Raw genomic sequence first — 26,027 nt, forward strand, 5'->3', positions numbered from 1 at the left:
GAGGAGTAACCAATGTCCGCTGTAACCGGCATATCGACCAGACACCTGTACGACGCGACCGACTCGTTGTTGCGTTTCGCGATGCGTGCAGATGCCACTTTGACGGGGCTGTGCGGTCTCGCCATCGCCTTCATCGCAGACCTGAGCTCCAACCTGGAATACGGCATCGGTGCCCTGTTCGTGATCTACGCCCTGGTGGTGTACGGCCTCACGGGCTTGCCGGACCTGCGCGGAGCCGGCGTCGGTGTCGTCAGCGCGAACGTCGTGGTCGCGCTTGGCAGCATCGTGGCCGTCGAAGCAGTGCCGATGACCGCGACCGGGGTGGCCGCGACGCTGGCCACCGGCGCCTACGCCGCGGCCTTTGCGTGGCTGCAATACCTGGGGGTGCGTCGATTGCCCGCGTAAGCACCCCGTCCCGCCGATGCGGGGCGTCAGAGCTTGCGCAGCCGTAACCGGTTGATGGAGTGGTCGGCGTCCTTGCGCAGCACCAGGGTTGCGCGCGGACGGGTGGGCAGGATGTTCTCGACCAGATTGGGCCGGTTGATCGACCGCCAGATTTCGCGGGCGGCGGCGACCGCCTTGGTGTCGTTGAGGCCCGAGTAGTGGTGGAAGTGCGATGCCGGGTCGGCGAAGGCCGTGCTGCGCATCGCCAAGAACCGCGATACGTACCACTGTTCGATGTCTTCGATCCGGGCGTCCACGTAGAGCGAGAAGTCGAAGAGGTCCGACACCATCAGGGTCGGACCGGTTTGCAAGACGTTGAGGCCTTCCAGGATCAGGATGTCCGGATGGCGGACCACGTGTTTAGCCCCGGAGATGATGTCGTAGCGCAGGTGTGAATACACCGGCGCACACGCGTAGTCGGAGCCCGATTTGACCGAGGTGACGAACCGCATCAGCGCCCGGCGGTTGTAGCTCTCTGGAAAGCCCTTGCGGTGCATCAGGTTTCGCCGCTCCAGCTCGGCATTCGGGTAGAGGAAGCCGTCGGTGGTCACCAGGTCGACGCGCGGGTGGTGATCCCAGCGCGCCAGCAACGCCTGCAGCACACGGGCGGTCGTCGACTTCCCGACCGCCACACTGCCGGCCACGCCGATGATGAACGGCACCGGCCGGTCCGGGTTCTGCTGCGGCTCACCGAGGAATTCCGCAGTGGCAGCGAACAATCGCTGCCGTGCCGCGACCTGAAGGTGGATGAGCCGGGCCAGCGGCAGATACACCTCTTCGACCTCGAGGATGTCGATCTGCTCGCCGAGACCACGCAGACCGACAAGCTCCTCTTCAGTGAGGGCCAGCGGCGTCGACATACGCAACGCGCGCCACTGCTTTCGGTCGAACTCCACATATGGGCTCGGCTCGCTCAGCCGGGGCATAGTGCCAGTGTGGCAGGGACGATCACGTGCCAGACGGCTGGGCTGGCAAAAGGCGGGGATCACGGATCGGACGGCTGCTGTGCCAACCGCTGACCACGCGGGCGTTGCCGGCCGACTAGTCTCGTTCGCATGTCAGCCGACTCGACCCACACCGCCATCTCCACCACGTCACCGGGCGCCGAATACGCCGACACCGCGACCGCCGCCTACCGCGCCGCACTGCAGGTGATCGAGTCCGTCGAACCTCGCATCGCCGCGGCGACGCGCAAAGAGCTCGCTGACCAACGTGATTCGCTGAAGCTGATCGCCAGCGAGAATTACGCGTCGCCCGCGGTGCTGCTGACCATGGGAACCTGGCTGTCGGACAAGTACGCCGAGGGCACCATCGGGCACCGGTTCTACGCGGGTTGTCAGAACGTCGACACCGTGGAGAGCGTGGCCGCCGAGCACGCCCGTGAGCTGTTCGGTGCGCCGCATGCCTATGTGCAGCCACACTCGGGCATCGACGCCAACCTCGTTGCGTACTGGGCGATCTTGGCTACCCGGGTCGAGGCGCCGGGCCTGGCCGACGACGGCGTCAAGCACGTCAACGACTTGTCCGAGACGGAGTGGGAGAAGCTGCGCGCCAAGTTGGGCAACCAGCGGCTGCTGGGCATGTCGCTGGATGCCGGTGGGCATCTCACGCACGGCTTTCGGCCCAATATCTCCGGCAAGATGTTCCACCAGCGCAGTTACGGCACCGACCCCGACACCGGGTTCATCGACTACGGCGCCGTCGCGGCCGCCGCGCGCGAGTTCAAGCCGCTGATCCTGGTGGCCGGCTACTCGGCCTACCCGCGCCGGATCAATTTCGCGACGATGCGTGAGATCGCCGACGAGGTCGGCGCCACCCTGATGGTGGACATGGCGCATTTCGCCGGCCTGGTCGCGGGCAAGGTGTTCACCGGCGACGAGGATCCGGTCCCGCACGCCCACGTCACGACCACGACGACACACAAGTCGCTGCGCGGTCCCCGCGGCGGCCTCATCCTTTGCCAACCCGAATACGCCGACGCCGTGGACAAGGGCTGCCCGATGGTGCTGGGCGGGCCGCTGTCGCACGTGATGGCGGCCAAGGCCGTCGCGCTGGCCGAGGCGCGGCAACCCTCTTTCCAGGCCTACGCGCAGCGGATCGCCGACAACGCCCAGGCCCTGGCGGACGGCTTCCTCAAGCGCGACGCCCGGCTGGTCACCGGGGGCACCGACAACCACATCGTGCTGCTCGACGTCACCTCGTTCGGCCTGACCGGACGCCAAGCCGAGTCGGCCCTGCTAGACGCCGGCGTGGTGACCAACCGCAACGCCATCCCGGCCGACCCGAACGGCGCCTGGTACACCAGCGGGATCCGGCTCGGCAGCCCGGCGCTGACCACCCGCGGCTTCGGTCCCGACGAATTCGACCGGGTGGCCGAGCTGATGATCGATGTGCTGGGCAATACGGCACCGGAAGGCAGCTCCAAGGCCAAGTACTCACTGGCTGACGGCACCGCCGAACGGGTCAGCGCGGCCGCCGCCGAATTGCTGGCCGCCAATCCGCTGTACCCGGGCCTTACGGTCTAGGTTTTCGCTAGTCGGCCGCGACACGGCCCGGCAGGTTTTATTGAACCTGTGTCTATCGGTTACAGTAACCGCATGGCACAGAAACCTGTCGCTAATGCGCTGACCCTGGAACTCGAGCCGGTCGTCGAGGCCGAAATGGACCGCCACCTGTCCACCGACGACATTTGGTTCGCTCACGACTACGTGCCGTTCGACCGGGGCGAGAACTTCGCCTTCCTCGGCGGACGCGACTGGGACCCGTCCAGCATGACGCTGCCCAGGAAATTCACCGACGCCTGCGAGATCCTGCTGCTGCTCAAGGACGACCTGGCCGCTCATCACCGCGAGCTCGTCGAGCACTTCATTCTCGAGGACTGGTGGGGCCGCTGGCTGGGTCGCTGGACCGCCGAGGAGCACCTGCACGCCATCGCGCTGCGCGAGTACCTGGTGGTGACCCGCGAGGTCGACCCCACCGCCAACGAAGAGGCCCGCGTCGAGTACCTGATGCAGGGCTACCGCGCCGAGAAGTACACACAGGTGGAGACCCTGGTGTACATGGCGCTCACCGAGCGCACCTACGCGGTCTTCACCCGCAACCTGGCCGCCCAGCTCGAGGAGCCGATCTTGGCCGGGCTGATCGACCGGATCCACCGCGACGAGGTGCGCCACGAGCTGTTCTTCTCCAATCTCGTCGCGCACTGCCTGACCTACACCCGCGACGAGACGATCGACGCGATTGCCAAGCGCGCGGCCGAACTGCAGGTCGTCGGTGGCGACATCCGCGGATACGCGGACAAGGTGCGCAATGTCGCCGCCGCCGGAATTTTCGGACCCGCCGAGCTGCGCCAGGCGATCGCCGACCGCATCACCGAGTGGGGCGTCGCTGACGAGCCCAAACTGCGGCAGTTCGTCGGCGGCTAAGCCCGCCGTCGCGAGCGTCCCGCGGTTCGCGGTCCTCATCACATCCCGGCGTCGGCGCGCCTGCGCTGCTGCAAAGCGGCGACGAGAGTAGCGTCATTCTCGATGGTCAGCGTCTTGCTCAGCTGCCAGGGCGGCACCTCCCGTCAACACAACGGAAGGACCGGCCCCGGTCCTGGTGTCGCAGTTCCCGCCGACATGCCTGTGCGGGTCCGCGCGGGCTTATCCCGCTCGAGGAGCGCTACGTGACCGAAATCCGGACCTACGTGATCGACACTTCCGTGCTGCTGTCCGACCCGTGGGCATGTAGTCGGTTCGCCGAACACGAGGTGGTGGTCCCGCTTGTGGTGATCAGCGAACTGGAGGCTAAACGCCACCACCATGAGCTGGGATGGTTTGCTCGACAGTCGCTGCGATTGTTCGACGATCTGCGACTGGAGCATGGGCGCCTCGATCAGCCCATTCCCGTTGGGACACAAGGCGGTACGCTGCACGTCGAGCTCAATCACACCGATCCGAGCGTGCTGCCGGCCGGTTTCCGGACCGAGAGCAACGACTCCCGGATCCTGAGCTGCGCGGCCAACCTCGCCGCCGAAGGCAAGCGGGTTACGTTGGTCAGCAAGGACATTCCGCTGCGCGTCAAGGCCGCCGCCGTGGGCCTGGCCGCCGACGAGTACCACGCGCAAGACGTGGTGGCCTCCGGCTGGTCGGGGATGCAGGAGATCGAGACCGCGACCGAGGACATCGACGCACTCTTCGCCGACGGCGAGATCGATCTGGTGGAAGCGCGAGACCTCCCATGCCACACCGGAATTCGGCTGCTGGGCGGCAGCTCGCACGCGCTGGGCCGGGTGACGGCGGCCAAACGCGTCCAGCTGGTTCGCGGTGACCGCGAGGTGTTCGGGCTGCGCGGCCGCTCCGCTGAGCAGCGCGTCGCGCTCGACCTGCTGCTCGACGAGTCGGTAGGCATCGTGTCGCTGGGCGGCAAGGCCGGAACCGGCAAGTCGGCGTTGGCCCTGTGTGCCGGTCTCGAGGCGGTGCTGGAACGGCGGACCCAGCGCAAAGTCGTGGTGTTCCGTCCGCTGTACGCCGTCGGCGGCCAGGAGCTGGGCTACCTGCCCGGCAGCGAGAGCGAGAAGATGGGCCCCTGGGCGCAGGCCGTGTTCGACACCCTGGAAGGTCTGGCCAGTCCGGCCGTGCTCGAGGAGGTGCTGTCGCGCGGCATGCTCGAGGTGTTGCCGCTGACCCACATTCGCGGGCGCTCGCTGCACGACTCGTTCGTGATCGTCGACGAGGCGCAGTCGTTGGAGCGCAACGTCTTGCTGACCGTGCTGTCCAGGCTGGGCACCGGATCGCGAGTGGTACTCACCCACGACATCGCCCAGCGCGACAACCTGCGGGTGGGCCGCCATGACGGTGTCGCGGCCGTGATCGAGAAGCTCAAGGGTCACCCGCTGTTTGCGCACATCACCCTGCTGCGCAGCGAGCGCTCGCCGATCGCCGCGCTGGTCACCGAGATGCTCGAGGAGATCGCCGGGCCGCAGTGAGGCGGCCGCCGTCTGGGCGTCGAGTGCGCGCCGGCGGCGGGATTTCAGCCGTTTAATCGCCCTGGACGCACACTCGACGCCCAGGTTGCGCACTCGAGGGCGAGTAGGCTGCCAAGGTGCCGAAACGACCCGACAGCCAGGCCTGGCGCTATTGGCGGACCGTGTTCGGTGTCGTGGCTGCCGGTGCGGTACTGGTGATCGGTGGCCTGACCGGGCACGTGACGCGCGCCGACAATCTGAGCTGCTCGGTGGTCAAGTGTGTCGCGCTGACCTTCGACGACGGGCCAAGTCCGTTCGACGAGCGGCTGCTGCAAGTCCTGAAGGACAGTGGCATCCCAGACGCCAAGGCCACCTTCTTCCTGATCGGCAACAAGGTGGCCGCCAACCCGGCCGGCGCCCGGCGCATCGCCGACGCCGGCATGGAAATCGGCAACCACACCTGGGAACACCCCAACATGACGACGATCCCGCCCGAAGACGTCGCGCCGCAGTTCGCCAAGGCCAACGACGCGATCAGCGGCGCGACCGGGCGGACCCCGACGCTGTATCGTCCGGCCGGCGGGCTGTCCACCCCCGATGTGCGCCAGACCGCCGCCCGCTATGGGTTGGCCGAAATCCTGTGGGATGTCATCCCTTTCGATTGGGCAAACGATTCGAACACCGCCGCGACGCGGTACATGCTGATGACCTACATCAAGCCCGGCTCGGTAGTGCTGTTCCACGACACCTACTCGAGCACCGTCGACCTGGTGTATCAGTTCATTCCGGTGCTCAAGGCCAACGGCTACCGCCTGGTGACGGTCAGCGAACTGCTTGGTTCGCGGGCGCCGGGCAGCAGCTACGGCAGCCGCGAAAACGGGCCGCCCGCCAACGAACTTCACGACATCCCGCCCGCCGACATCCCGACGCTGCCCAACACGCCGTCGCCCAGGCCGATGCCGAATTTCCCGATCACCGACATCCCCGGCCAGAACTCGGGTGGGCCAAATAACGGTGCGTGAGCGCCGCGCGACTACCTTGAGAGGGTGAGCAAAGCAGCAGACTGGCTGCGAGGTCGGCGATCGCGCGATCAGGCGGCGACATCCGGGCCGGCGCAGCGCAAGTCAGCTCGCAGGCTGTCCATCGAATACGCGATCGACCTTGCCCTGTCCTACGTCATCGCCGTCATCGACGTTGCCGCCATCCTGATTCCGCTGCGCGGCCACACATTCCTCAACACCGACGTCGATTTCGCGCAAAGGAACACGCCGACGATCGTGGTGCTGGTTGCGGCGGGGACCGTCGGTGTGGCGGTGGCCGGCATGGTCAGCCTTGCCCCGACGCTGCGGTGGTATGCGGCCGGCGCAGAACCCACCGTTGCGCAGCGCGAAGCCGCGATGAAACTCGCCGGCCGCCAAACCGCGATCCTGATGGTGGCCTGGGGTCTGGCCGGCGCGATCCTGCTCCTGGTCAATCTCGACGGCGGCGCCGCCCTGCTGTTGCCGATGGTGCTCGGCGTGGCGCTGGGTGCCCCGGCCGCCGCGGGCACGGGAATGCTGCTCGCGCAACGCACCCTGCGCCCCGTCATGGGCGCGGCGACCCGGGGGCTCGAGCCTCGGCTGGCGGTGCCCGGTGTGTTCGCGCGACTGGTCATACTCTGGTTTCTGGTCAGCGCACTTCCCATCGGCATCGTCGCCACCCTGGTGGTGCTGCGCACCTACGGTTGGCTGATTCAGAAGTCCGCGTCGCTGGACGTGCCGATCCTGGTGGTGTCGCTGGCCGCGCTGCTGCTCGGGCTGCCCACGATGATCCTGACGTCGCGATCGATTTCGGATCCGATCGGCGAAGTCGTCGACGCGATGGCTCAGGTCGAGCGCGGCAACATCGACACCACCGTCGGCGCGTACGAGCGATCCCAAATCGGGCGCCTGCAAACGGGATTCAACCGTATGGTGGCCGGTCTCGCCGAGCGTGACCGGCTACGCGACCTGTTCGGGCGTCACGTCGGGGCCGACGTCGCCCAGCGCGCGATCGAAGAGGGTGCGTCGCTGTCGGGCGATGTGGCCGAGGCGGCGGTGCTGTTCATCGATCTGGTGGGTTCGACTCAGCTCGCGGAAAGCCATCCGCCCCAAGAGGTTGCCGACGTGCTCAACGACTTTTTCCGCATCGTGGTCGGCGCCGTCGACGAACACGGCGGCCTGATCAACAAATTCGCGGGCGATGCCGCGCTGGCGATCTTCGGGGTACCCCTGCGCACGGGCGAGCCGTCATCGGCGGCACTGGCTACGGCGCGCACGCTGGGTACCCAACTGCGCCGCCTCCCCGTCGATTTCGGTATCGGGGTGTCGGCGGGCCGGGTCTTCGCCGGCAACATCGGCGCCGAAAACCGGTATGAATACACCGTGATCGGAGATGCGGTCAACGAGGCCGCACGCCTGGCGGATCTGGCCAAGACCTCGGATCGGCGCATCCTGTGCTCGGCGGCGGCCATCGACCGGGCCGACGAGACCGAACGGGGTCACTGGGCGCAGTGCTATTCCACCGTGCTTCGCGGCCGCTCCGAAGCCACCCACGTGTCGGCGCCCGCGGGCCCCGCCTGAAACCGCCTTACTTCGAGACCTTCAGCGATCCGATCACCTGGCTGAGCAGTCCCGCCGAGGCTGAATCGCCGATGGGCGTTGCGCCCAGGAAGATGGTGACCGGCTTGGTGTCGACCGCGATGATGACCACGGAGTCGCCCTTCACCTTGCGGGCGGGGTCGGCGATCGTGACATCGGCGTCCACCCGGGCTGCCTTGATTCCCTCAACCGTGATCGACGACTTGTTGATCGGACCCAGCGTGGGTGAGGCGTTCGAATAGCCCGGGCCTTCGGCCACGCAATTCATCAACTTCGCGGCCTGCGTGCTGACGTCCATGCTGGGAACGAAGTTGCTGATCGCGACCTCGGCCTGCATCACCCATTGGCTGGCGCCCGGCACCTCCTGCGCCAGCCCTACTGCGCCAATGAGATTCGGAGTCTGGTCATCCGAAAACGGCACCCATCCGGGTGCCGCGCTGGCCGGAAACGACAACTTGCCCGCCTTGATCGGCGCACCGCCCGCGGGCTTATCGCCACCGGACACATTCGGCGTGCAATCGCTTGCGGTCTGACCCGAACCACCCGGCTGCTGCGACGTCGGCGCGGCCGTCGTCGTCGACGGATTGGCTTTGGGCCCCTTGGGCTCGTTGTTCAGACTGACGACGAGGATCACCACCAGCGCGATGACACCCAGCACCGCGATGCCGGCGACGATCAGCCATGGCATGTTCGACCGAGGTCCGTTCGGCGGCGGTCCCGGTGGGTAGGAGCCGGGCGGCCAGCCGGGGGGATACTGCTGTCCCCCGGTCTGACCGTAGGGCTGGCCCGGATACGAAGGATCCATCCCGCCTTGGGGATTGGTGAACGGACCCGTCGGCGGGTAAGGGTAGGCACCGCTCTGCGGCCCCGAGTAGGGACCGCCGGGCGGGTACGGGGGAGGGCCGCCCGGAGGCGGGCCCCCTTGCGGTGGGCCACCCCAATAAGGGCCCTGCCCATACGGATTCGCGCCGTACGGATCTTGTCCGTACGGGCCGCCTGGAGGAACCGTCATAGCAGAACCACCCCCACTTTTATTTCGCCGGTTTGACCTTGGCCATCGCCAGCACGTCTAGCCGGCGGTCCAGTTCCTCGATCGACAACTTGTCGCCAATCAGGCCGCGGTCGATCACGGTCTGACGGATCGTCTTGCGCTCTTTGAGCGCTTGCTTGGCCACGGCGGCGGCTTCCTCGTAACCGATGGCCGAGTTCAAGGGGGTCACGATCGACGGCGACGACTCGGCCAACTCGCGCAGGTGCTCTTCATTGGCCTTCAGGCCGACGATGCAGCGCTCGGCGAACAACTTTGACACGTTGCTCAGCAGCTTGAAGGATTCCAAGATGTTGCGGGCCATCATCGGGATGTAGACGTTGAGTTCGAACGCGCCCGACAAGCCGCCCACCGCGACGGCGGCGTCGTTGCCGATCACCTGGGCGGCCACCTGCGTAACCGCCTCTGGCAGAACCGGATTGACCTTGCCCGGCATGATCGAGCTACCCGGCTGCAGGTCCGGCAGCGCGATCTCGGCCAAACCGGTCAGCGGCCCGGACCCCATCCAGCGGATGTCGTTGGCGATCTTGGTCAGTGACACGGCAATGGTGCGCAGTGCACCGGACGCCTCCACCAGGCCGTCACGCGCCGCCTGAGCCTCGAACGAGTTTGCTGCCGTGCGCAATTCGGACAGCCCAGTCGACGCGACCAGCGCCTCGACCACCTTGGCGCCGAAGCCGTCGGGAGCGTTGAGGCCGGTGCCCACCGCGGTTCCGCCGATGGCCAGCTCACCGAGGCGCGGCAGCGTGGCGCGCACCCGCTCGATCCCCGCCTCGATCTGTCGGGCGTAGCCGCTGAATTCCTGGCCGAGTGTGACCGGGACGGCGTCCATCAGGTGGGTGCGGCCGGACTTGACCACGCTGTGCCATTCGCCGGCCTTGGTCGCGAGCGCGTCGTGCAGGACCTCGAGCGCCGGGATCAGATGGCGCACCGCGGCTTCGGTCGCCGCGATGTGGGTGGCGGTCGGGAAGGTGTCGTTGGACGACTGCGACATGTTGACGTCGTCGTTGGGGTGCACCGTAACGCCGTTGGCCGCCGCGATGGACGCGATCACCTCGTTGGTGTTCATGTTGGAGCTGGTGCCCGAGCCGGTCTGGAAGACGTCGATCGGGAACTGGTCGTCGTGTTTACCGTCGGCGATCTCGGCCGCCGCGGCGATGATCGCGTCGGCCTTCTCCGGCGCCAGCAGCCCGAGGTCGGCGTTCACCCGCGCGCAAGCGCCCTTCAGCAGCCCCAGCGCCCGGATCTGCGCGCGCTCGAGGCCCCGGCCGGAAATCGGAAAGTTCTCCACAGCGCGCTGGGTTTGCGCTCGCCACAACGCCTTTGCGGGTACACGTACCTCGCCCATGGTGTCGTGTTCGATGCGATATTCGGCGCTTTCGGCCATGAATGAGTTCCTCTTCGTTGGGGTGTGCTGGCGCGGTTACGGCAGGGGATAGGCAGCGTTGCTGTCGCCGGTGAAGTCGATCGCGGAGTATTCGTTGAGCTTCGAGAGCCGGTGGTAGGCCTCGATCATCCGGACGGTGCCCGACTTCGACCGCATCACGATCGACTGGGTCGTGCAGCCGCCCGGGTAGTACCGGACGCCCTTGAGCAGATCGCCGTCGGTGACCCCGGTGGCGCAGAAGAAGACGTTGTCGCCGGACACCAGATCCTCGGTGGTCAGGATCTGGTCCAGGTCGTAGCCGGCGTCGAGTGCCTTGCGGCGTTCGGTGTCGTCGCGAGGTGCCAGTTGCGCCTGGATGGCCCCGCCCATGCAGCGGATCGCCGCCGCGGCGATGATGCCCTCGGGGGTGCCGCCGATGCCGGCCAGCAAGTCGGTGCCCGAATTGGGCCGGCTCGCCGAGATGGCGCCGGCGACGTCACCGTCGGTGATCAGCCGGATACGGGCACCGGTGGCGCGGACATCTTCGATGAGCTGACCGTGGCGCGGCCGATCCAGGATGCACACCGTCATGTCGCGCACCGACAGGTCCTTGACCTTGGCGACCGCGCGGATGTTGTCGGCGATCGGCGCGGTGATGTCCAGCACGTGCGCGGCCTCGGGCCCGACGGCGATCTTGTTCATGTAGAACACTGCCGACGGGTCGAACATCGCGCCGCGATCGGCCACCGCCAGCACCGAGATGGCGTTGGGCATGCCCTTGCTCATCAGCGTGGTGCCATCCACGGGGTCCACGGCGAAGTCGCAGTCCGGGCCGTCGCCGTTACCGACCTCCTCGCCGTTGTAGAGCATCGGCGCCTCGTCTTTTTCGCCTTCTCCGATCACGACCACCCCGCGCATGGACACCGAGTTGACCAGTTCACGGATCGCGTCGACGGCCGCACCGTCGCCGCCCTCCTTGTCGCCACGGCCGACCCAGCGGCCGGCGGCCATCGCGCCGGCCTCGGTGACCCGGACCAGTTCCAGGGCCAGGTTGCGGTCCGGGGCCTCGCGGCGTGCCCGTACCTGCGGGTCAGAGCCCGCAGTCGCGGTCGAAGACGAACCGGATCCGCCCGATGCTGTCATGGTTGCTGATTCTCCCAGAAGCTGATCGGTCCGCTGGATCTGGGCTGTGGCTGCCAGCGGCGGGCTGGGATACTGGCGGGGTGACCGAGGAACAGCCCAACGCCGACCAGGCCGGTGAGCCGGCACCGGCGGCCCGGCCCGCCAAACCCCGGTTGCTGCAGGACGGCCGCGACATGTTCTGGTCGCTGGCGCCGCTGGTGATCGGATGCATCCTGCTGGCCGGCATGGTCGGGATGTGTTCGTTCCAGCCGACCGGGCCGAACAAGGGCGCAATTCCGTCGTACGATGCGGCGACGGCCCTGCGCGCGGATGCTCAGACGCTGGGCTTTCCGATCCGAATGCCGCAGCTGCCCGAGGGCTGGCAGCCCAACTCCGGTGGCCGCGGCGGCATCGAGAATGGGCGCATGTCCAATGGTCAGCGCCTGGGCGCGGCCACCTCGACGGTGGGATACATCGGCCCGACGGGAATGTATCTGAGCCTGACGCAGAGCAACGCCGATGAGGACAAGCTGATCGCCTCGATCCATCCGTCGGCGTATCCGACCGGAACGGTCGACGTCGGGGGAACGAACTGGATCGTCTATCGCGGTTCCGGTGACAGCGGCGCCGACGCCGAGCCGGTCTGGACCACCAAGCTGACCGGCCCGGGTGGAACCACCCAGATCGCGATCACGGGTGCCGCAAACCCCGATCAGTTCCGTACGCTGGCGGCGGCGACGCAGTCGCAGTCGCCCCTGCCGACCAGCCGATAGGAGCGACCCGCATGAGGGCACCCGAAGCGGATTTGTCCGGATGGGTGGCCGCACCGTTCACCGGTGGCGGCTACACCCATGACGTCTACCGCAAGGGCAGCGGCCCCGGGGTGATGGTGATTCCCGAGATACCGGGGGCCCATCCCGGTGTACTGGGCTTGGGTAATCACTTGGTGGACAACGGTTTCACGGTCGCGATTCCATCGTTGTTCGGAGTGCCCGGCAAGGCCAAGACGGTGGGCTATACCGCCACGGTCGTCGCACGGGCATGTGTGGCAAAGGAATTCGCCGCTTTTGCAACGAACAAGCAGCGGCCGGTGTCGTTGTTCCTGCGCGCACTGGCCCGTGACCTCAAAGAGTCCACCGGAAGCAAAGGCGTCGGGGTGATCGGCCAGTGTTTCACCGGCGGCTTCGCGCTGGCTGCCGCGGTCGATGACAGTGTGCTGGCGCCGGTGCTGAGTCAGCCGTCGGTACCGTTGCCGCTGGGCCCGACTCGTCGTAGCGATACCGGGCTCAGCGAATCCGAGCTGACCAGGATCGCAGAGCGCGCCGCCAACGACGGTTTGTGCGCCATCGGCTTGCGATTCAGCGAGGACTGGATGTCTCCGCGGGGCCGCTTCACCGCGCTCAAGGAGCGACTCGGCGACGCGTTCGAGGTGATCGAGATCGATTCGCGCCCGGGCAACGAACACGGTTTCGCCAAGATGGCGCACTCGGTGCTCACCGACGAGGTCCGTGAGATCGACGGCCAGCCGGCTTACGAGGCCCGCAAGCGAGTCGTCGAATTCCTCACTGAGCGGCTGACTTAACCGCTGGCTGTTCGGCCTTCCGACGTGGCAGCCAGCTGCGGCGCGCGGGTGCGTCGTCGTCGGGGTTCACCAGCTCGACGCCCTGGTAGACCGCCAGGTAGACGTCGAGTGTCGTCACGATCAGGATCATCAGCACCGGTCCGATGACGATGCCCCAGGGCCCGAACATGGCGATACCGGCGAACACCGACAGCAGCATCAGCGCCGAATTCAACCGCGCATCGCGCGGCACCAGGATGGGGCGCAAGAAGTTGTCGATGTTGGTGACCACCAGCAGATGCCACAGAATCACGAATGCGCCGCCGAAGATGTTGCCGTAGAAGATCATTCCGATACCGAACGGAATCGTCACGATGCCGCCGCCCAACGGGATGATCGACAGCGCCGTCAGCAGGATCGCGAAAATGAAGAATCCGTGGTGAAATCCGGCGAGGTAGATCGACCCCGCGCCCGCGACACCTTGGCACAACGCGATGACGAACTGGCCGAACACGGTGCCGCGCACCATCGCACCGGTCTTCTTCAGGTATAGGTCCGTGACTTCCTCGCCCAGCGGGTTGAGTTGACCGATCAACGTGCGCAACCTCTCTCGGTGCACCAGCAACGCGAGAAACAGGTATAAAAAGATGATCCCGTATGTGATGGCTCCGAAGGCGCTTCCCGCAGCGCCCTGTAAGGTGTGCAACAGCCACTGACCGACATTTTGCGCGCCGGTGACCATCGCCTTTCGCAGCATCTCCGCATTAATGGTGATGTGCAGGAACGGAACTCGGGCCGCCAGGTCGTTGACGATGTGCAGGACTTTGTCGCCGAGCCCGCTGAGGTCGGTGGTCTTGACCCACCCGGAAATGCTGTCGATCATCCGGGAGATCTGGACGACGGCCAACACGATGAATAGGCCGACCGGCACGATGACCATCGCCAGCGCCGACAACAACGTGAAGGTCGCCGACAGGCCGGTGCCGAGACGCTTGTTGAACCAATTGAACAGTGGCGTGAACAAATACGCGCCCACCGCGGCCACCACGATCAGCACGAAAAAGTCGCGCAGGAAGTAGGCACCGAACAGCAGCGCGACCAGGGTGAGCACCGCGAGGGCACGTTTCTGAGTGAGCGTGAATTCGGTGTTCATGCCAACCCGCCGCCCTCCGCGTCGCCGTTGAGCTGAACCTTAGCCCCAGGCGGTGTTTTTGGGCGGAGTACGCGCTATCGCTTGGCGCCGGCTTTGGCCGCCTCGGCCTGCGTCTTCATCTGACCGAACATGTCCACGTAGTAGGACAGGCAGTCGTCCAACGCCTTCTCGGTTGTGAACAGCGGCTGATAGCCGAGGTCGCGGGATGCCTTGGCGACCGAGAAGAAGTTGTCCAGGTACAGCCGCTCGACGGCCAACGGTTCCAGTAGTGGCGCGGGGATTCCGAACCGGAAGTGCATCCGCTGCCAGCCGGTCATCGCAGCCCGGACGATGGGGCCGTTGACCCGAATTCGCGGCCAGGGCTGGCCGCATGCCTCCACTACCGGCCGGGCGAACTCGAACATGTTGATCGGGTCGTCGTCGTTGATGAAGTAGGCCTGACCGGGCGCGGTGCCACCGGGCACCAGATGCTGGGCGGCCAGGATGAAGCCGTGAATCAGGTTGTGCACGTAAGAGTTATCCAGCCGGGCTGACTTGCGGCCGATCAGCACCTTGACGTGGCCGGCGATCACGCTCTCGAACAGCTTGCGGAACATCGTCTGGTCGCCGCGGCCCCAAATGCCACTGGGACGGATCGCGCAGGTAAGCATGCCGTCAACGCCGTTCTGGGACAACACGAATCGCTCGGCGACGACCTTGGTCTCGGTGTAGAGGTCGTTGAATCGCGTGGTGTAGGGCAGGGTTTCGTCGCCGCCGACGATGGGCTGGCCGCCCATCACGACGCTGTTGGACGACGTGTAGACGAACCGCTGCACGCCCGCGGCATGCCCGGCGTCCACCAGGTTCTGGGTGCCGCCGACGTTGATCGCAAAGCTGCGCTGACGGTATTCGTCGGTCACCGACGCGCCGCCCATCAGCTCGATGATGGCCGCGGTGTGGAAAACCGTGTCGATGCCGTCGACCGCCTGCGCGCAGACATCCTTGTCGGTGATGTCGTCCTGCAGCACTTCCAGGCGCGAGTGCGGGGGCAGCGGCGAGGGCGCGCGGTCGAAGGAACGTACCGAGTATCCGCGGTCGAGCAAGGTGGTCACCAGGTTGGCGCCGACAAACCCGGAGCCGCCGGTGACCAGGACGCGGCCGAGTTCGGTTGTCAGTGATGGATCACCCATGCCGGACAGGATAACTGAAACACGTTACAGTTCCGAAAAAATGACACGATTCGCTTTGCATAGACGGTTCGATCTAAGCGTCGTCGCCCTGCCCCGCCGCCAGTGCATCCTCCACTCGCTTGCGGGCGCCAGCTAAGTGCTCTTCGCAGCGTTTTGCCAGTTTTTCGCCTCTTTCCCACAGCTGCAGCGACGCATCGAGGTCCAGCCCGCCCTGCTCGAGAAGGCGCACGACTTCGATCAGCTCGTCGCGGCAGGATTCATAGTCCAGTTGACTAATGGGCGTAACCGATTCGGCCTCTGCTTTGTCCGCGCCGCCGTCTTTGTCATTGACCATCGGTCAGCCCCTCACTCACCGCCGCTACGGCGCCGTCGGAAACGCGCACCCGCAGCCGGGTGCCGGCCGGCGCTTCGTCGACCGAGCGCAGCACGTGCATGGCGCCGGGGGCGCCGTCCACCGGAACGGCCTGCACCACCGCGTACCCGCGGGCCAGGGTCGCCGCCGGGCCCAGCGTGGCCAGCCGCGCGGCCAGGTGGCCGACGCGATCGGATTCGGCGGCGACCAACCGGGTGATGTCGCGGCGTACGGCCGAACGGGCGCGGTGGATCTCCTCGGTGCGCGCCGTCAACGCCGCCAGCGGCTCGGCCAGCACCGGGCGGCTGCGCAGTTGAGCCAGCGCCCGCTGTTCGCGAGACACCCAATTGCGCAGTGCCTGGGCGCTGCGCCGGCGCAGGTCCTGAATTCCGCGCTGCTCCGCGGCGGTGTCCGGGACTACCCTTTTGGCCGCATCGGTCGGGGTGGCCGCGCGCAGATCGGCAACCAGGTCGCATAGCGGGTTGTCGGGCTCGTGGCCGACGGCGCTGATCACCGGGGTGCGGCAGGCCGCGATCGCGCGGCACAGCGTCTCGTCGGAGAACGGCAGCAGGTCCTCGACGCTGCCGCCGCCGCGGGCCAGCACGATCACGTCCACTTCGAGGTGCCGATCGAGTTCGAAGAGCGCCTCGACGATCTGGGCGACCGCGTTAGGCCCCTGCACCGCGGTATTGCGCACCGCGAAACGCACCGCGGGCCAGCGGGCGCCGGCCACCGTCGTCACGTCGCGCTCGGCGGCACTGGCTCGGCCTGTGATCAACCCAATCATGTTCGGCAGGAAGGGGATTGGGCGTTTAAGCCTGGGGTCGAAGAGGCCCTCGGCGTCCAGCAGCCGGCGCAGCCGTTCGATGCGGGCCAGTAGTTCGCCGACGCCGACGGCGCGAATCTCGGACAGCCGCAACGAGAACGTGCCACGCCCGGTGTAGAACGACGGTTTTCCGCAGACCACCACCTGGGTGCCCTCGACCAATTTCACCGGCGCGCCCAGCACCAGGTCGCGCGGACACGTCACGCTCAGCGACATGTCGGCGGCCGGGTCACGCAGCACCATGAACACGGTCTTGGAATCGGCCCGAATGTTGATCTGGGCCAATTGCCCTTCTACCCATACGGTTCCGAGCCTGTCGATCCAGCCCGCAACGCGGATCGCGACGGCACGAACCGGGAACGGGTTCTCGGCCGAGTTCGCGTCCGAATTCGCCGCTCGGGTCACTTCGCGGACGCGCGGGTGATCCTGTTGGCCAGCAACGTCTGAAACGGTGCTCGGGCCTTGGTGGCCTGCTCGTAGGCCAGCAGGGCTTCGAGGTCGTCGACGGTCAGCGACTGCACTCGGGCGCGCAGCTGGGCCAGTGTCAGCGTCTGATAGTCGAGTTCGGCTGCCACCGACGGCTCCGGAACCGCCGGGTTGGCCGTTGGCTTCTTCGATTGCCCGGTGGGATTGAGCAGTGCGCTGGCGTCTTCGTGCGCGTCGGCCACGGAGTACAGCGCGAAGCGCCCCTCGGCGCGGCGATCGCCGCCGGCGCCATCCGGCAATTCGGCGAAACCCCCGTCCGAGGTGTCCAAGGCGACTTCGGTGTCCTCGTCGAACGTTGCCCATTCCGGCTTTTCGTCTTTGGGCGGGAAAATGGATTCCAGGGTCGAGTCGCCCTTGATCACCAGCTCCGCGAGATTCTGCTGGAACCGCATCACGATGTGGGCGACCTCACTGGCCAACGTCATCGGATACATCAGGATGGTCTTCGGCAGTCTGATGGTCTCTTCGACGGCGACCGTCGCCGCGCCGACCAATAGCCGAACCCCGTACGGTGCAGAAGCCATGGGTCCAAGATTGCCCTAAGCAGCGGCTAACGCCAAGCCCAGCGCCGCTAGCTGGCGACCCCGTGTCGGCGGAACGTACCCTGGAGCACATGGCGCCGACTGTCGACATGGGAATTCCCGGCGCATCCAGCTCTGTAGCCAACGATCCGGCCCGTAAGCGAGTGCTGCTGGCCGAGCCTCGTGGCTACTGCGCGGGTGTGGACCGGGCGGTCGAAACGGTGGAGCGCGCACTGCAGAAGCATGGTGCGCCGGTCTATGTGCGCCACGAGATCGTGCACAACCGGCACGTGGTCGACACCCTGGAAAAGGCCGGCGCGGTGTTCGTCGAGGAGACCGATGAGGTCCCCGAGGGCGCCATCGTGGTGTTCTCCGCCCACGGCGTCGCGCCGACCGTGCACGCCGCGGCCGCCGAACGTAACCTGCACACCATCGACGCCACCTGCCCCTTGGTCACCAAGGTGCACAACGAGGCCCGGCGCTTCGCCCGCAACGACTACGACATCCTGCTGATTGGCCATGAGGGCCACGAGGAGGTCATCGGCACCGCCGGGGAGGCGCCCGACCACGTGCAGCTGGTCGACGGGGTCGCCTCCGTGGACGACGTGACGATCCGCGACGAGAACAAGGTGGTGTGGCTCTCGCAGACCACGCTGTCGGTCGACGAAACCATGGAGATCGTTGAGCGGCTGCGGCAACGCTTCCCGAAGCTGCAGGATCCGCCCAGCGACGACATTTGTTACGCGACCCAGAACCGCCAGGTCGCGGTCAAGGCGATGGCGCCCGAGTGCGAGCTGGTGATCGTCGTCGGATCCCGCAATTCGTCGAACTCGGTGCGCCTGGTGGAAGTGGCGCTGGGCGGCGGCGCTATGGCTGCTTACCTGGTCGACTGGGCCGACGACATCGACCCGGCCTGGCTGCAGGGGGTCACCACGGTCGGGGTCACCTCCGGCGCGTCGGTTCCCGAGGTGCTGGTGCGCGGCGTGCTGGAGCGGCTGGCCGAGGCCGGCTTCGACGTGGTGCAACCGGTGACCACGGCGCAGGAGACGCTGGTGTTCGCGCTGCCGCGGGAAATCCGGTCGTTGCTCTGACCCTTCCCGCTCACGGCACGGGTTAGGCGTCGTACTCCCAGGATTCGGCCGGGGGACGCTCCGCCGGCCGGCCATTTGTCCGAGACCGACCGCGGCGGTCCCCGCGCGGCTCACCGCGGCGCTCGTCGGATTTGCCCGATCCGCGGTAGCGCACCTGCGAAATCGGGTGGTGCGACGGGTCGGTGCCGTTCGTCCCGCTCGCCGCGGCGTGCTCGCGCCGGGACTCCGAGGCGGGCTGATAGGACTCGTACGGCTCATAGGACTGGTAGCGGCGCAATGGCTCCGACGGATCGTAGCGGTCGTAGTCCTCGTATCGACTGCCGCGCGGCGCCGGGCGCTCGTAGGGATTGCGGCGGCTGCGCGGGTCCCGACGGCCTTCCCGCTGCGATTGGCCGCGCTGGTCGAGATCGCCCTGCGGTCGCGGACGGCGCCGCGCGGACCGGGGCGGCGGGTCGGCGGGGTCGTAGTCGCGCGGCGGGGTCTGGCGCCGCCGCCGTGGCCGCTCGGCCGCAGGGTCGTGCTCCTCCTCCGGCGACGGGCGGGCGTGCCGGGACCGGCTTCGGGCGGAACTTGCCGAGGACCGGCCGCTGCGCTCCGTGCGGCTGGTTCTGGTCGAGGCTTTGGTGGAGCGGCGCTGTGCGTCGATGGGCTCTTCTGCGTCGGCGTCGTCATCCGATGACCCGACGCCCAGCAGTGAGTTCAGTTTCGTGCTGACGGCCCGCAGGAAGGGCGACTTCTCCGCAACGCCGGCGGTCGCGGTGTCCTCAGCCGCGTCACTCGCGGTCGGTCGCTGCGACATCCCCAGATACCACCTGATCAGGCCGATCAGCAACACACCGCCGGCGGCGCCGAGCATCAAGGGGAAGCGCTCGATGAGCGGATAGCCGCAGTTGATCAGCAGGTCTTTGACGCTGCCGATTTTGCCGCCGTGGAACAGCCAGTAGGCGCCCGGCACCGCGCAGAAAAGGATCAGCGGCGGCTGGATGACCGCGGTGAACAGACCTTCCTGGCGTACGGCCAGCACCGCCAGCACGCAGCCCGCTATATAGAGGCAAGCGAAGATGCCGGTCAGCTCCTTGTGACCGGAGCCGGAGTCGATGCCATACCCAATGGCAGTCGCGGTAACGGCGATGAGCAGGGCTATCCACGACGGCACCCCTGCGATGCCGGGGTAGATCGAGCGATGGGCAGCTTCTACTGCCGAGGTTCCCCGCTGCGCTGACACATGTAGACCGTACCGGCAATGTACGAAAACCCCCGTAAATACCTTGTTAGGGATGCCGGGCGTGCCACGGCGGCGCGCGCGAAATGAGCCGCGGCACCCGAGCGCTGCGCGGAGCCCTAAACTTGGTTCCCCGTGAGCCTGAGCCTGGGAATCGTGGGCCTGCCCAACGTGGGCAAGTCGACCCTGTTTAATGCGCTGACCCGCAACAACGTGGTAGCGGCGAACTACCCGTTCGCGACGATCGAACCGAACGAGGGCGTCGTGGCGCTGCCCGACCCGCGCCTGGACAAGCTGGCCGAGCTGTTCGGTTCCGAGAAGATCGTGCCGGCGCCTGTGACGTTCGTCGACATCGCCGGAATCGTGAAGGGTGCCTCCGAGGGCGCCGGGCTGGGCAACAAGTTCCTGGCCAACATCCGCGAGTGTGACGCGATCTGCCAGGTGGTGCGGGTGTTCGCCGACGACGACGTCGTGCACGTCGACGGCAAGGTCGACCCGAGCTCCGACATCGAGGTGATCGAGACCGAGCTGATCCTCGCCGACATGCAGACATTGGAGAAAGCCGTCCCGCGCCTGGAGAAGGAAGCCCGCAACAACAAGGAGCGCAAGCCCGTACACGAGGCGGCCGTCGCTGCCGAGGCCCTGCTGGACTCGGGCAAGACGCTGTTTGCGGCCGGTGTCGACGTGTCACCGCTGCGCGAGCTGAACCTGATGACGACCAAGCCATTTCTGTACGTGTTCAACGCCGACGAGTCGGTGCTCACCGACGAGGACCGAAAGGCCGAGCTGCGCGCGATGGTCGCACCCGCCGACGCGGTGTTCCTCGACGCGAAGATCGAGGCCGAACTCCAGGAGCTCGATGACGAGTCGGCCGCCGAGCTGCTGGAGTCCATCGGGCAGACCGAGCGCGGACTAGATGCGTTGGCGCGGGCCGGGTTTCACACTCTGAAGCTGCAGACCTACCTGACGGCAGGCCCAAAAGAGGCACGCGCGTGGGTGATTCATCAGGGCGATACCGCGCCCAAGGCGGCGGGGGTGATCCACACCGACTTCGAGAAGGGCTTCATCAAGGCCGAAATCGTGTCCTATGACGACTTGATCGAGGCCGGGTCGATGGCGGCCGCCAAGGCGGCCGGCAAGGTCCGGATGGAAGGCAAGGACTACGTGATGGCCGACGGCGACGTCGTGGAATTCCGGTTTGGAACAACCTCTACGTCCAAGAGCAAGGCCTAACAGCGGAGCTACCAGCAGGAGATGGACGGCTGCGTCAGGCGGCTTGACCACTACCTCAAGTGGAAATAGCGTCACTCCGAATCGGAGGTACGTCCATGAGCCGCGTTCGGTCTGTTCCTGGAAGCTACGCTCTTCTGCACTTTGCGTATTGGACTGGGGCGGTGGTGGATGCCGCAATGGTAATACCGCTGTTGGTGCCCGGTGTGGCTGCGGCGATGCTCGGCGTGAATTCGTTTGCGCCCGGCGCTGATTACCGATACGTCGCCGGCCTGGGTGCGGCTTTGATGGCTGGCTGGGCCGCGCTGTTGGTGTGGGCCGACCGCAAACCGGTCGCACGGCGCGGGATCCTGTTGCTCACGGTGTGCCCGGTCGTTCTGGGACTGGCCGCTGCTGGCGGCTACGCAATGGCCAGCGGACTGGTTCGACCGGTTCACATGGTGCCGACCCTGGCTCTACAGCTGGGCATCGCCGTCATGTTTTTGGCCGCTTACCGGCGTGCCGGTGCACTGGCTCGTGAAGCCGCGGACAGACTGAATAATTGACCGTCACGCTGACCTCGCCTGGCCGACGGCGACGTCGTGGAGTTCCGTTCAACGTCTGAGCGGCAGCAGCGAGGCGCAGGGCCCTATCCAATCGCGCTCAGGTTCAACCACTTTCGCGGTTGGCCTCGGGACAGGTTGTGGCTGCCCTGCGGGCAGGTGCAGACGCAAGTGGCAAGCGGCCGACATTCCCTGGACGCCGACAACTTTTTATCCCGATGTGCGCTATATCACTATCGGCAAATTAGTGGTAGACTCAGAAATTACAAGTCAATGTGCTCTAGAAGCCATTATTTCGGCCCAGAAATCGTTGGGCGACTTGATTCTAACATTTTCGGCTACTTAAGCATTTTACTGCGCGTTCGTGAGGCGATTGCGCTTACGTAATATGCCTAAATGCACAGCCATGGTATTCGTTGAGTCTTTGTTGATTCGATGCGCTCTTTGTTTGCGGGTATTCCCGCAGCGAAATATTTAGTAATAAAGTTTTAAGGAAGTCACTAATGAACACTATTGCAACACTGATTGCGACCACGATTGCGGCGTTCCTGCTGATCATCGGCTTTGGCCAGGCGGAATGCTTCAGCGAGTGCTACGGCAACGGAACCGGGATGCAGTGCGGTACCTGCGACTCCCCGAAAGATGGCGAGAGCAGGATGTCCACCTTATGGGAATAAGGAGCCAGTACGGCAGGTGAACCAATGGAATGGCTAGTCGGGATTGCGCTGGGCGGCTAGCGCGGTTACCACGAGATTCCCCGCTGTCGAATGCTGCGTCGAGCGGACGGAATCGGCTGAAATGAAATTTTGGAAAATCGCGGGCAACGGAAATATCGTGAGCAACGGAAATATCGGGCTGACCGAGCGCGTCGACACTTCGTCTAAGACCACGGCAAGATCGCCGCACGCCGGATCGGTGGTGTCGGAGGGGCTGGCTAGCGTCTGGTGCGAAGGCGCGGTCGGCAGGCCGCGCTACCCGAGTAGCCAAGGACTCCTCATGAAGTTCATTTCGACTCGCCTCATCACGGCGGACGTCAATCGGCTCGTCGCTTTCTACGAGATGGTCACCGGAACCGCCGCGGTCTGGGGTAACGAACTGTTCGCCGAGATTGCGGCCGAAGTCGCGACGCTGGCCATCGGAAGTGACAAGACCGTGCCGCTATTCGGAGTCGGCTCTGCTGAGGCGGCAGCCAACCGCAGCGCGATCCTGGAGTTCCTCGTCGAGGATGTGGACGCCGAGTTTGCGCGCCTTCGCGGGCAGTTGAGCGAGGTCGTGACCGAGCCGACGACGATGCCGTGGGGCAATCGTGCGCTGTTGTTCCGCGACCCCGACGGAAACCTGGTCAACCTGTTTACTCCCGTCACCGACGAGGCCCGCCAAAAATTCGGGATGTGACTCTCAACCGGCTCAGTTGATGATCTCGCCGCGCTCGTCGGCGCGCAGCGCGGCCAATCGGTCGCGCCACGCCTGAAGTGCTTCCGGTGACAGCCGTATCCAGTCGTCGACTTCTGCGATGACCCGCAGCGGTTCGCGGGTGCGATAGGAGCGGGTCGGATTGCCGGGGAACTTCTTGTCGGTGACGTTCGGATCGTCCTCGAACGCACCGGTCGGTTCGACGAGATACACGCGCGGCGTGCCGTCGCCGGCCGCGAGCTCGGCCGCCAACCCGGCACCGTCGCGCAGGGCGGTGAAATAGACGTGGTTCATGGTGATTTCCGGTCGGTAGTTGGAACGAAAGCCCGCCGTGAGCAGGTCGCCGACCCTGAGTTCAGCTTTTGTCCCGTGGAAGAACGGACCTTCGTCTAGCGCCGCATCCATCGGCACAGGCTACGCGGCCGTCGTTTCCGCTCGGACGGTCAGCGCGCTGGCCGTGCCGATGGGTGGCCGTGACGATGGGTGGCGGTAAGACCGCCGCGCAGCAGTATCCCGGCCGAATTCCCGTTCGAGGTCTGGCGGAGACGGCGCGCGCCGACCATTCTTAGGAGATGGCAACGGTAAGGCGCACCGGTCCGTGGGTTCGACTGGCGGTCGCTGGGGCGATGGCGTTGTCCGCGTTGGGCCTCGCCGCTGGGGTGGCCCGGGCTACCCCAGCTCCCACGCCGACCAACCACTGGTGCCCTGGTCAGCAATGGGATCCGGCCTGGGGCACCAACTATCACTGGGACTGGAATCAGTGCCACGACTGGCAAGGTCCGGCACCGGCGGGCTGGGGCTCCTGGGGACCTCCGCCGCCGTGGGCGCCGCCGGCCCCGCCGCCGCCGGCCTGGGCCCCGCAGGCGCATTTGATGTGGAACCCGACCACCGGTGTGTGGGGATTCTTCAACAACGGGATATGGACGCCGGTCTAGCAGAACAGCGGCGCCCAGCACTCCGTCGCGTTCTACGACGCATTGTTCGGCTGGCTTGGCTGCAGCAGTTTCTCGTCGTTGCACATGGAGTACCGGTCGATTTACTACATGACGCGTAATATCAACCCGCACAGCTACATTGGTATCCAGCCGGCCCGCACTGGAGGAAAACTGAGGCACGCCGAGCAGGCGGTCGGTATCAATCACATTGCGCTGTGGGCCCGCGGCAAGAAAGAGATCGACCGCTTTCATCGCGATTTCTTGCTCACGCGCGACGTTCTCGTCACAGACGAACCCAAGGGAGCTGGCTGGGTGCCGAAAGTCCCTACGCTGCAACAGATGTGGTCTTTCTATCGCGCGATTCGTGGCTTCGCCAAGAGTCGGGCGGATCTGGCGAGCACGGTGCCGGCAGTGATGCGGCAGGCGAGCAGAACCCTGCCAGGCCGATGAGTAGAGTCGCCCCAATGGCGCTGCGCTATGTCGACCCGACCGTGGAGTACGGCCGCTGGTATCGGATGTTGGAACGCTTCGGACGCTCGCGAACCGGTGGCTTCATGGCGCGACATCTGTTCTGGCACATCGACCCGTGGCTGTACCGCGTCACGGGCGGGCGCTACCCCTCCATCCTGGGCGGACTTTCATCGGCACCCTTGATCAGCACGGGCGCCAAATCGGGCCGGCCGCGCGAGCATCAACTCGCCTACTTTCATGACGGGCCCGACGCGATCTTGGTCGCCTCGTACCTGGGGCAGCCCAAGAATCCGCAGTGGTACCACAACCTGAAGGCCCATCCCGAATGCCGACTCGGCGACGAGCACTTCGTGGCGGTGGAGGTCACCGATCCCGACGACTACGAGCGGCTGTACGCGCTTGCCGAGCACGTTTGCGTCAACTACGCCGACTACCGCGTCAAGGCCGCTGGGCGACGGATTCCGGTTTTCCGCCTCAAGCCAGCCTAGGACCACGCGGACTTCGCCCGCGCGCGACGCGAGCAGGCCGATGTCGACCGGGCGACGGTCGAAAGCGAACAAAGTCGCGAGCGCGGTAAACCCGTTTCGCGAACTACGCATTCTCGTGACTTATTTGCTGTACGTGCGGCGTAGGCCATTATTTAATTGACACGTGACGCGCGCCACAAATTTTGGCTTGCTAACTAGCTTGTTGCTAGTGTCCCTCCGCATGATTGTTCTTGCATCGTTGATGTCGCTGATCAATCAGGTATCCGGGACGCCCTATATTGTGGGTGGAGACTCTCCCGCTGGTACCGATTGTTCGGGGCTGGTCTCGTGGGTTGTCAATGCTGCGACCGACAGGCCGGTTTACGGAAACCGATTTAATACAGGAAATGAAGAAGCCGCGCTATTGGCGCGGGGCTTTCAATATGGAACGGCTCCCAACGCGTTGGTTGTCGGCTGGAACGGTGGCCACACGGCAGTGACCCTGCCGGACGGCACGCCGGTGTCCAGCGGCGAGCGTGGCGGGGTGCACGTCGGTGGTGCCGGCGCTTACCAGCCCGGATTCACCCAACACATGTTCCTGCCGATGCCCGCGGACGGTGACGGCGCTCCCATGGGGCTGCCCGGTATGCCGCCTGCGCCGCCGGACGCACCGCCGCCACCGCCCGACGCGCCGCCCGTTTTGGTCGGTGCCGTCGCGCCCGATATGCCGCCTCCGCCGGCCCCGGATTTGCCTCCGCCCGGCGATCCGGGAATTCCAAGTTCATAAAGAATCGGAATTTGCGCGCGTTATCGTATTTCGCGGAATTAACTGCGACGTGGATCACACTGATCGCACTGCGCGATTGGCATAAGTAACCATCAGTGAAGTAGTCGATAAAACCACATCGTTGTGGGCCACGTCACATCCGACCGAGTGTCGCCGCAAATGCGATTAGCGCAGAACCAATGCAAAGTCCGCCTAGAAGTCGATTAAGACATCTAGGCGGACTTTGCTATTGCGTGACGCCGCGGTCGCACGGAG

Annotated in this window: 28 protein-coding genes; 17 read left to right on the forward strand and 11 right to left on the reverse strand. The window is 65.9% G+C overall.

The window, feature by feature from the left end; genetic code table 11:
- Window positions 1-12 precede the first annotated feature (12 nt).
- Window positions 13-405 carry a hypothetical protein gene (locus SKC41_RS13500; protein ID WP_330978040.1) on the forward strand — a complete coding sequence of 131 codons (393 nt, stop codon included), beginning with the start codon at window positions 13-15 and terminating at the stop codon, window positions 403-405.
- A gap of 26 nt (window positions 406-431) precedes the next feature.
- On the opposite strand, the gene coaA is transcribed toward SKC41_RS13500, so the two are convergent.
- On the reverse strand, window positions 432-1,370 hold the full coding sequence (gene coaA / locus SKC41_RS13505; protein WP_330978041.1) for a type I pantothenate kinase: 939 nt from the start codon (window positions 1,368-1,370) through the stop codon (window positions 432-434).
- Window positions 1,371-1,499: 129 nt separating this feature from the next.
- On the opposite strand from coaA, the gene SKC41_RS13510 reads away from it, so the two are divergent.
- From SKC41_RS13510 to SKC41_RS13530, 5 genes are all read left to right on the forward strand, one after another.
- Window positions 1,500-2,969: a glycine hydroxymethyltransferase gene (locus SKC41_RS13510; RefSeq protein WP_330978042.1), complete on the forward strand. Its 1,470-nt coding sequence runs from the start codon at window positions 1,500-1,502 to the stop codon at window positions 2,967-2,969.
- Between the two features lie 72 nt (window positions 2,970-3,041).
- Window positions 3,042-3,869 (forward strand): acyl-ACP desaturase, encoded by an 828-nt coding sequence (locus tag SKC41_RS13515; protein WP_330978043.1) that lies wholly within the window; start codon window positions 3,042-3,044, stop codon window positions 3,867-3,869.
- A 242-nt stretch (window positions 3,870-4,111) separates the two neighbouring features.
- Window positions 4,112-5,413 carry a PhoH family protein gene (locus SKC41_RS13520; protein ID WP_330978044.1) on the forward strand — a complete coding sequence of 434 codons (1,302 nt, stop codon included), beginning with the start codon at window positions 4,112-4,114 and terminating at the stop codon, window positions 5,411-5,413.
- A gap of 116 nt (window positions 5,414-5,529) precedes the next feature.
- On the forward strand, window positions 5,530-6,414 hold the full coding sequence (locus SKC41_RS13525) for a polysaccharide deacetylase family protein (RefSeq protein ID WP_330978045.1): 885 nt from the start codon (window positions 5,530-5,532) through the stop codon (window positions 6,412-6,414).
- Window positions 6,415-6,528: 114 nt separating this feature from the next.
- Window positions 6,529-7,992, forward strand: a complete 1,464-nt coding sequence (locus SKC41_RS13530) for an adenylate/guanylate cyclase domain-containing protein (protein ID WP_330978875.1) — start codon at window positions 6,529-6,531, stop codon at window positions 7,990-7,992.
- 7 nt (window positions 7,993-7,999) lie between these two features.
- Here the strand turns inward: SKC41_RS13530 and SKC41_RS13535 are convergent, their stop codons facing one another.
- From SKC41_RS13535 to glpX, 3 genes are read right to left on the reverse strand one after another with little or no spacing between them, the layout of a single operon-like run.
- Window positions 8,000-9,022, reverse strand: a complete 1,023-nt coding sequence (locus tag SKC41_RS13535) for a hypothetical protein (RefSeq protein WP_330978046.1) — start codon at window positions 9,020-9,022, stop codon at window positions 8,000-8,002.
- Between the two features lie 19 nt (window positions 9,023-9,041).
- Window positions 9,042-10,445: a class II fumarate hydratase gene (locus SKC41_RS13540; protein WP_330978047.1), complete on the reverse strand. Its 1,404-nt coding sequence runs from the start codon at window positions 10,443-10,445 to the stop codon at window positions 9,042-9,044.
- 36 nt (window positions 10,446-10,481) lie between these two features.
- Window positions 10,482-11,567: a class II fructose-bisphosphatase gene (gene glpX, locus SKC41_RS13545; protein WP_330978048.1), complete on the reverse strand. Its 1,086-nt coding sequence runs from the start codon at window positions 11,565-11,567 to the stop codon at window positions 10,482-10,484.
- Between the two features lie 80 nt (window positions 11,568-11,647).
- Here glpX and SKC41_RS13550 point away from each other — a divergent pair, with 80 nt between their 5' ends.
- A complete protein-coding gene (locus SKC41_RS13550; RefSeq protein WP_330978049.1) occupies window positions 11,648-12,319 on the forward strand; it encodes a DUF4245 domain-containing protein in 672 nt (223 codons plus the stop codon).
- An 11-nt stretch (window positions 12,320-12,330) separates the two neighbouring features.
- Complete coding sequence (locus SKC41_RS13555; protein WP_330978050.1) at window positions 12,331-13,128, forward strand: dienelactone hydrolase family protein; 798 nt, start codon at window positions 12,331-12,333, stop codon at window positions 13,126-13,128.
- Here the strand turns inward: SKC41_RS13555 and SKC41_RS13560 are convergent.
- From SKC41_RS13560 to SKC41_RS13580, 5 genes are all read right to left on the reverse strand, one after another.
- Window positions 13,109-14,260, reverse strand: coding sequence for an AI-2E family transporter (locus tag SKC41_RS13560; RefSeq protein WP_330978051.1), 1,152 nt, complete (start codon window positions 14,258-14,260; stop codon window positions 13,109-13,111). The genes SKC41_RS13555 and SKC41_RS13560 overlap by 20 nt on opposite strands.
- A 74-nt stretch (window positions 14,261-14,334) precedes the next feature.
- The gene (locus SKC41_RS13565) at window positions 14,335-15,441 is read right to left on the reverse strand and encodes a 3-beta-hydroxysteroid dehydrogenase (protein ID WP_330978876.1); all 1,107 of its coding nucleotides are present in this window, start codon (window positions 15,439-15,441) and stop codon (window positions 14,335-14,337) included.
- Window positions 15,442-15,502: 61 nt separating this feature from the next.
- Window positions 15,503-15,763: an exodeoxyribonuclease VII small subunit gene (locus tag SKC41_RS13570; RefSeq protein WP_330978052.1), complete on the reverse strand. Its 261-nt coding sequence runs from the start codon at window positions 15,761-15,763 to the stop codon at window positions 15,503-15,505.
- Window positions 15,753-17,012: an exodeoxyribonuclease VII large subunit gene (gene xseA / locus SKC41_RS13575; protein ID WP_330978053.1), complete on the reverse strand. Its 1,260-nt coding sequence runs from the start codon at window positions 17,010-17,012 to the stop codon at window positions 15,753-15,755. Before xseA ends, SKC41_RS13570 begins: the two co-directional genes overlap by 11 nt.
- Window positions 17,009-17,617: a lipid droplet-associated protein gene (locus tag SKC41_RS13580; protein ID WP_330978054.1), complete on the reverse strand. Its 609-nt coding sequence runs from the start codon at window positions 17,615-17,617 to the stop codon at window positions 17,009-17,011. The genes xseA and SKC41_RS13580 overlap by 4 nt, the downstream gene beginning before the upstream one ends.
- Window positions 17,618-17,706: 89 nt before the next feature.
- On the opposite strand from SKC41_RS13580, the gene SKC41_RS13585 reads away from it, so the two are divergent.
- Window positions 17,707-18,705, forward strand: a complete 999-nt coding sequence (locus tag SKC41_RS13585) for a 4-hydroxy-3-methylbut-2-enyl diphosphate reductase (protein ID WP_330978055.1) — start codon at window positions 17,707-17,709, stop codon at window positions 18,703-18,705.
- Window positions 18,706-18,727: 22 nt separating this feature from the next.
- On the opposite strand, the gene SKC41_RS13590 is transcribed toward SKC41_RS13585, so the two are convergent.
- Entirely contained in the window at window positions 18,728-19,930 is a 1,203-nt protein-coding gene (locus tag SKC41_RS13590) for a DUF6542 domain-containing protein (RefSeq protein ID WP_330978056.1), read from the reverse strand.
- Between the two features lie 132 nt (window positions 19,931-20,062).
- On the opposite strand from SKC41_RS13590, the gene ychF reads away from it, so the two are divergent.
- From ychF to SKC41_RS13610, 4 genes are all read left to right on the forward strand, one after another.
- Complete coding sequence (gene ychF, locus SKC41_RS13595; RefSeq protein ID WP_330978057.1) at window positions 20,063-21,160, forward strand: redox-regulated ATPase YchF; 1,098 nt, start codon at window positions 20,063-20,065, stop codon at window positions 21,158-21,160.
- A 176-nt stretch (window positions 21,161-21,336) separates the two neighbouring features.
- A complete protein-coding gene (locus tag SKC41_RS13600) occupies window positions 21,337-21,702 on the forward strand; it encodes a hypothetical protein (protein WP_330978058.1) in 366 nt (121 codons plus the stop codon).
- 500 nt (window positions 21,703-22,202) lie between these two features.
- Complete coding sequence (locus tag SKC41_RS13605) at window positions 22,203-22,376, forward strand: hypothetical protein (RefSeq protein ID WP_330978059.1); 174 nt, start codon at window positions 22,203-22,205, stop codon at window positions 22,374-22,376.
- 319 nt (window positions 22,377-22,695) lie between these two features.
- Window positions 22,696-23,094: a VOC family protein gene (locus SKC41_RS13610; protein ID WP_330978877.1), complete on the forward strand. Its 399-nt coding sequence runs from the start codon at window positions 22,696-22,698 to the stop codon at window positions 23,092-23,094.
- 12 nt (window positions 23,095-23,106) lie between these two features.
- Here SKC41_RS13610 and arr read toward each other — a convergent pair whose 3' ends face one another.
- Window positions 23,107-23,517, reverse strand: coding sequence for an NAD(+)--rifampin ADP-ribosyltransferase (gene arr, locus SKC41_RS13615; RefSeq protein WP_330978060.1), 411 nt, complete (start codon window positions 23,515-23,517; stop codon window positions 23,107-23,109).
- Window positions 23,518-23,684: 167 nt separating this feature from the next.
- Here arr and SKC41_RS13620 point away from each other — a divergent pair, with 167 nt between their 5' ends.
- The 4 genes from SKC41_RS13620 to SKC41_RS13635 all read left to right on the forward strand — a co-directional run bounded on the left by SKC41_RS13620 (window position 23,685) and on the right by SKC41_RS13635 (window position 25,772).
- Complete coding sequence (locus SKC41_RS13620) at window positions 23,685-24,047, forward strand: hypothetical protein (RefSeq protein ID WP_330978061.1); 363 nt, start codon at window positions 23,685-23,687, stop codon at window positions 24,045-24,047.
- 42 nt (window positions 24,048-24,089) lie between these two features.
- Window positions 24,090-24,497 (forward strand): hypothetical protein, encoded by a 408-nt coding sequence (locus SKC41_RS13625; protein ID WP_330978062.1) that lies wholly within the window; start codon window positions 24,090-24,092, stop codon window positions 24,495-24,497.
- Window positions 24,498-24,511: 14 nt separating this feature from the next.
- Window positions 24,512-25,006: a nitroreductase/quinone reductase family protein gene (locus SKC41_RS13630; RefSeq protein WP_330978063.1), complete on the forward strand. Its 495-nt coding sequence runs from the start codon at window positions 24,512-24,514 to the stop codon at window positions 25,004-25,006.
- 163 nt (window positions 25,007-25,169) lie between these two features.
- Window positions 25,170-25,772: a peptidoglycan endopeptidase gene (locus SKC41_RS13635; protein WP_442931609.1), complete on the forward strand. Its 603-nt coding sequence runs from the start codon at window positions 25,170-25,172 to the stop codon at window positions 25,770-25,772.
- Window positions 25,773-26,027 lie beyond the last annotated feature (255 nt).

Source organism: Mycobacterium sp. 050128 (genome assembly GCF_036409155.1).
Lineage (GTDB): Bacteria > Actinomycetota > Actinomycetes > Mycobacteriales > Mycobacteriaceae > Mycobacterium.

What these genes read in the sequence shown, in the direction of transcription:
- SKC41_RS13560 (WP_330978051.1), bottom strand. Translation starts at nt 14,260, where the DNA reads ATGAACACCGAATTCACGCTCACTCAGAAACGTGCCCTCGCGGTGCTC.
- SKC41_RS13580 (WP_330978054.1), bottom strand. Translation starts at nt 17,617, where the DNA reads ATGGCTTCTGCACCGTACGGGGTTCGGCTATTGGTCGGCGCGGCGACG.
- SKC41_RS13540 (WP_330978047.1), bottom strand. Translation starts at nt 10,445, where the DNA reads ATGGCCGAAAGCGCCGAATATCGCATCGAACACGACACCATGGGCGAG.
- SKC41_RS13510 (WP_330978042.1), top strand. Translation starts at nt 1,500, where the DNA reads ATGTCAGCCGACTCGACCCACACCGCCATCTCCACCACGTCACCGGGC.
- SKC41_RS13570 (WP_330978052.1), bottom strand. Translation starts at nt 15,763, where the DNA reads ATGGTCAATGACAAAGACGGCGGCGCGGACAAAGCAGAGGCCGAATCG.
- SKC41_RS13600 (WP_330978058.1), top strand. Translation starts at nt 21,337, where the DNA reads ATGGTAATACCGCTGTTGGTGCCCGGTGTGGCTGCGGCGATGCTCGGC.
- SKC41_RS13610 (WP_330978877.1), top strand. Translation starts at nt 22,696, where the DNA reads ATGAAGTTCATTTCGACTCGCCTCATCACGGCGGACGTCAATCGGCTC.
- SKC41_RS13535 (WP_330978046.1), bottom strand. Translation starts at nt 9,022, where the DNA reads ATGACGGTTCCTCCAGGCGGCCCGTACGGACAAGATCCGTACGGCGCG.
- glpX (WP_330978048.1), bottom strand. Translation starts at nt 11,567, where the DNA reads ATGACAGCATCGGGCGGATCCGGTTCGTCTTCGACCGCGACTGCGGGC.
- SKC41_RS13620 (WP_330978061.1), top strand. Translation starts at nt 23,685, where the DNA reads ATGGCAACGGTAAGGCGCACCGGTCCGTGGGTTCGACTGGCGGTCGCT.
- SKC41_RS13630 (WP_330978063.1), top strand. Translation starts at nt 24,512, where the DNA reads ATGGCGCTGCGCTATGTCGACCCGACCGTGGAGTACGGCCGCTGGTAT.
- SKC41_RS13585 (WP_330978055.1), top strand. Translation starts at nt 17,707, where the DNA reads ATGGCGCCGACTGTCGACATGGGAATTCCCGGCGCATCCAGCTCTGTA.
- SKC41_RS13515 (WP_330978043.1), top strand. Translation starts at nt 3,042, where the DNA reads ATGGCACAGAAACCTGTCGCTAATGCGCTGACCCTGGAACTCGAGCCG.
- arr (WP_330978060.1), bottom strand. Translation starts at nt 23,517, where the DNA reads ATGGATGCGGCGCTAGACGAAGGTCCGTTCTTCCACGGGACAAAAGCT.
- SKC41_RS13500 (WP_330978040.1), top strand. Translation starts at nt 13, where the DNA reads ATGTCCGCTGTAACCGGCATATCGACCAGACACCTGTACGACGCGACC.
- SKC41_RS13555 (WP_330978050.1), top strand. Translation starts at nt 12,331, where the DNA reads ATGAGGGCACCCGAAGCGGATTTGTCCGGATGGGTGGCCGCACCGTTC.
- coaA (WP_330978041.1), bottom strand. Translation starts at nt 1,370, where the DNA reads ATGCCCCGGCTGAGCGAGCCGAGCCCATATGTGGAGTTCGACCGAAAG.
- SKC41_RS13605 (WP_330978059.1), top strand. Translation starts at nt 22,203, where the DNA reads ATGAACACTATTGCAACACTGATTGCGACCACGATTGCGGCGTTCCTG.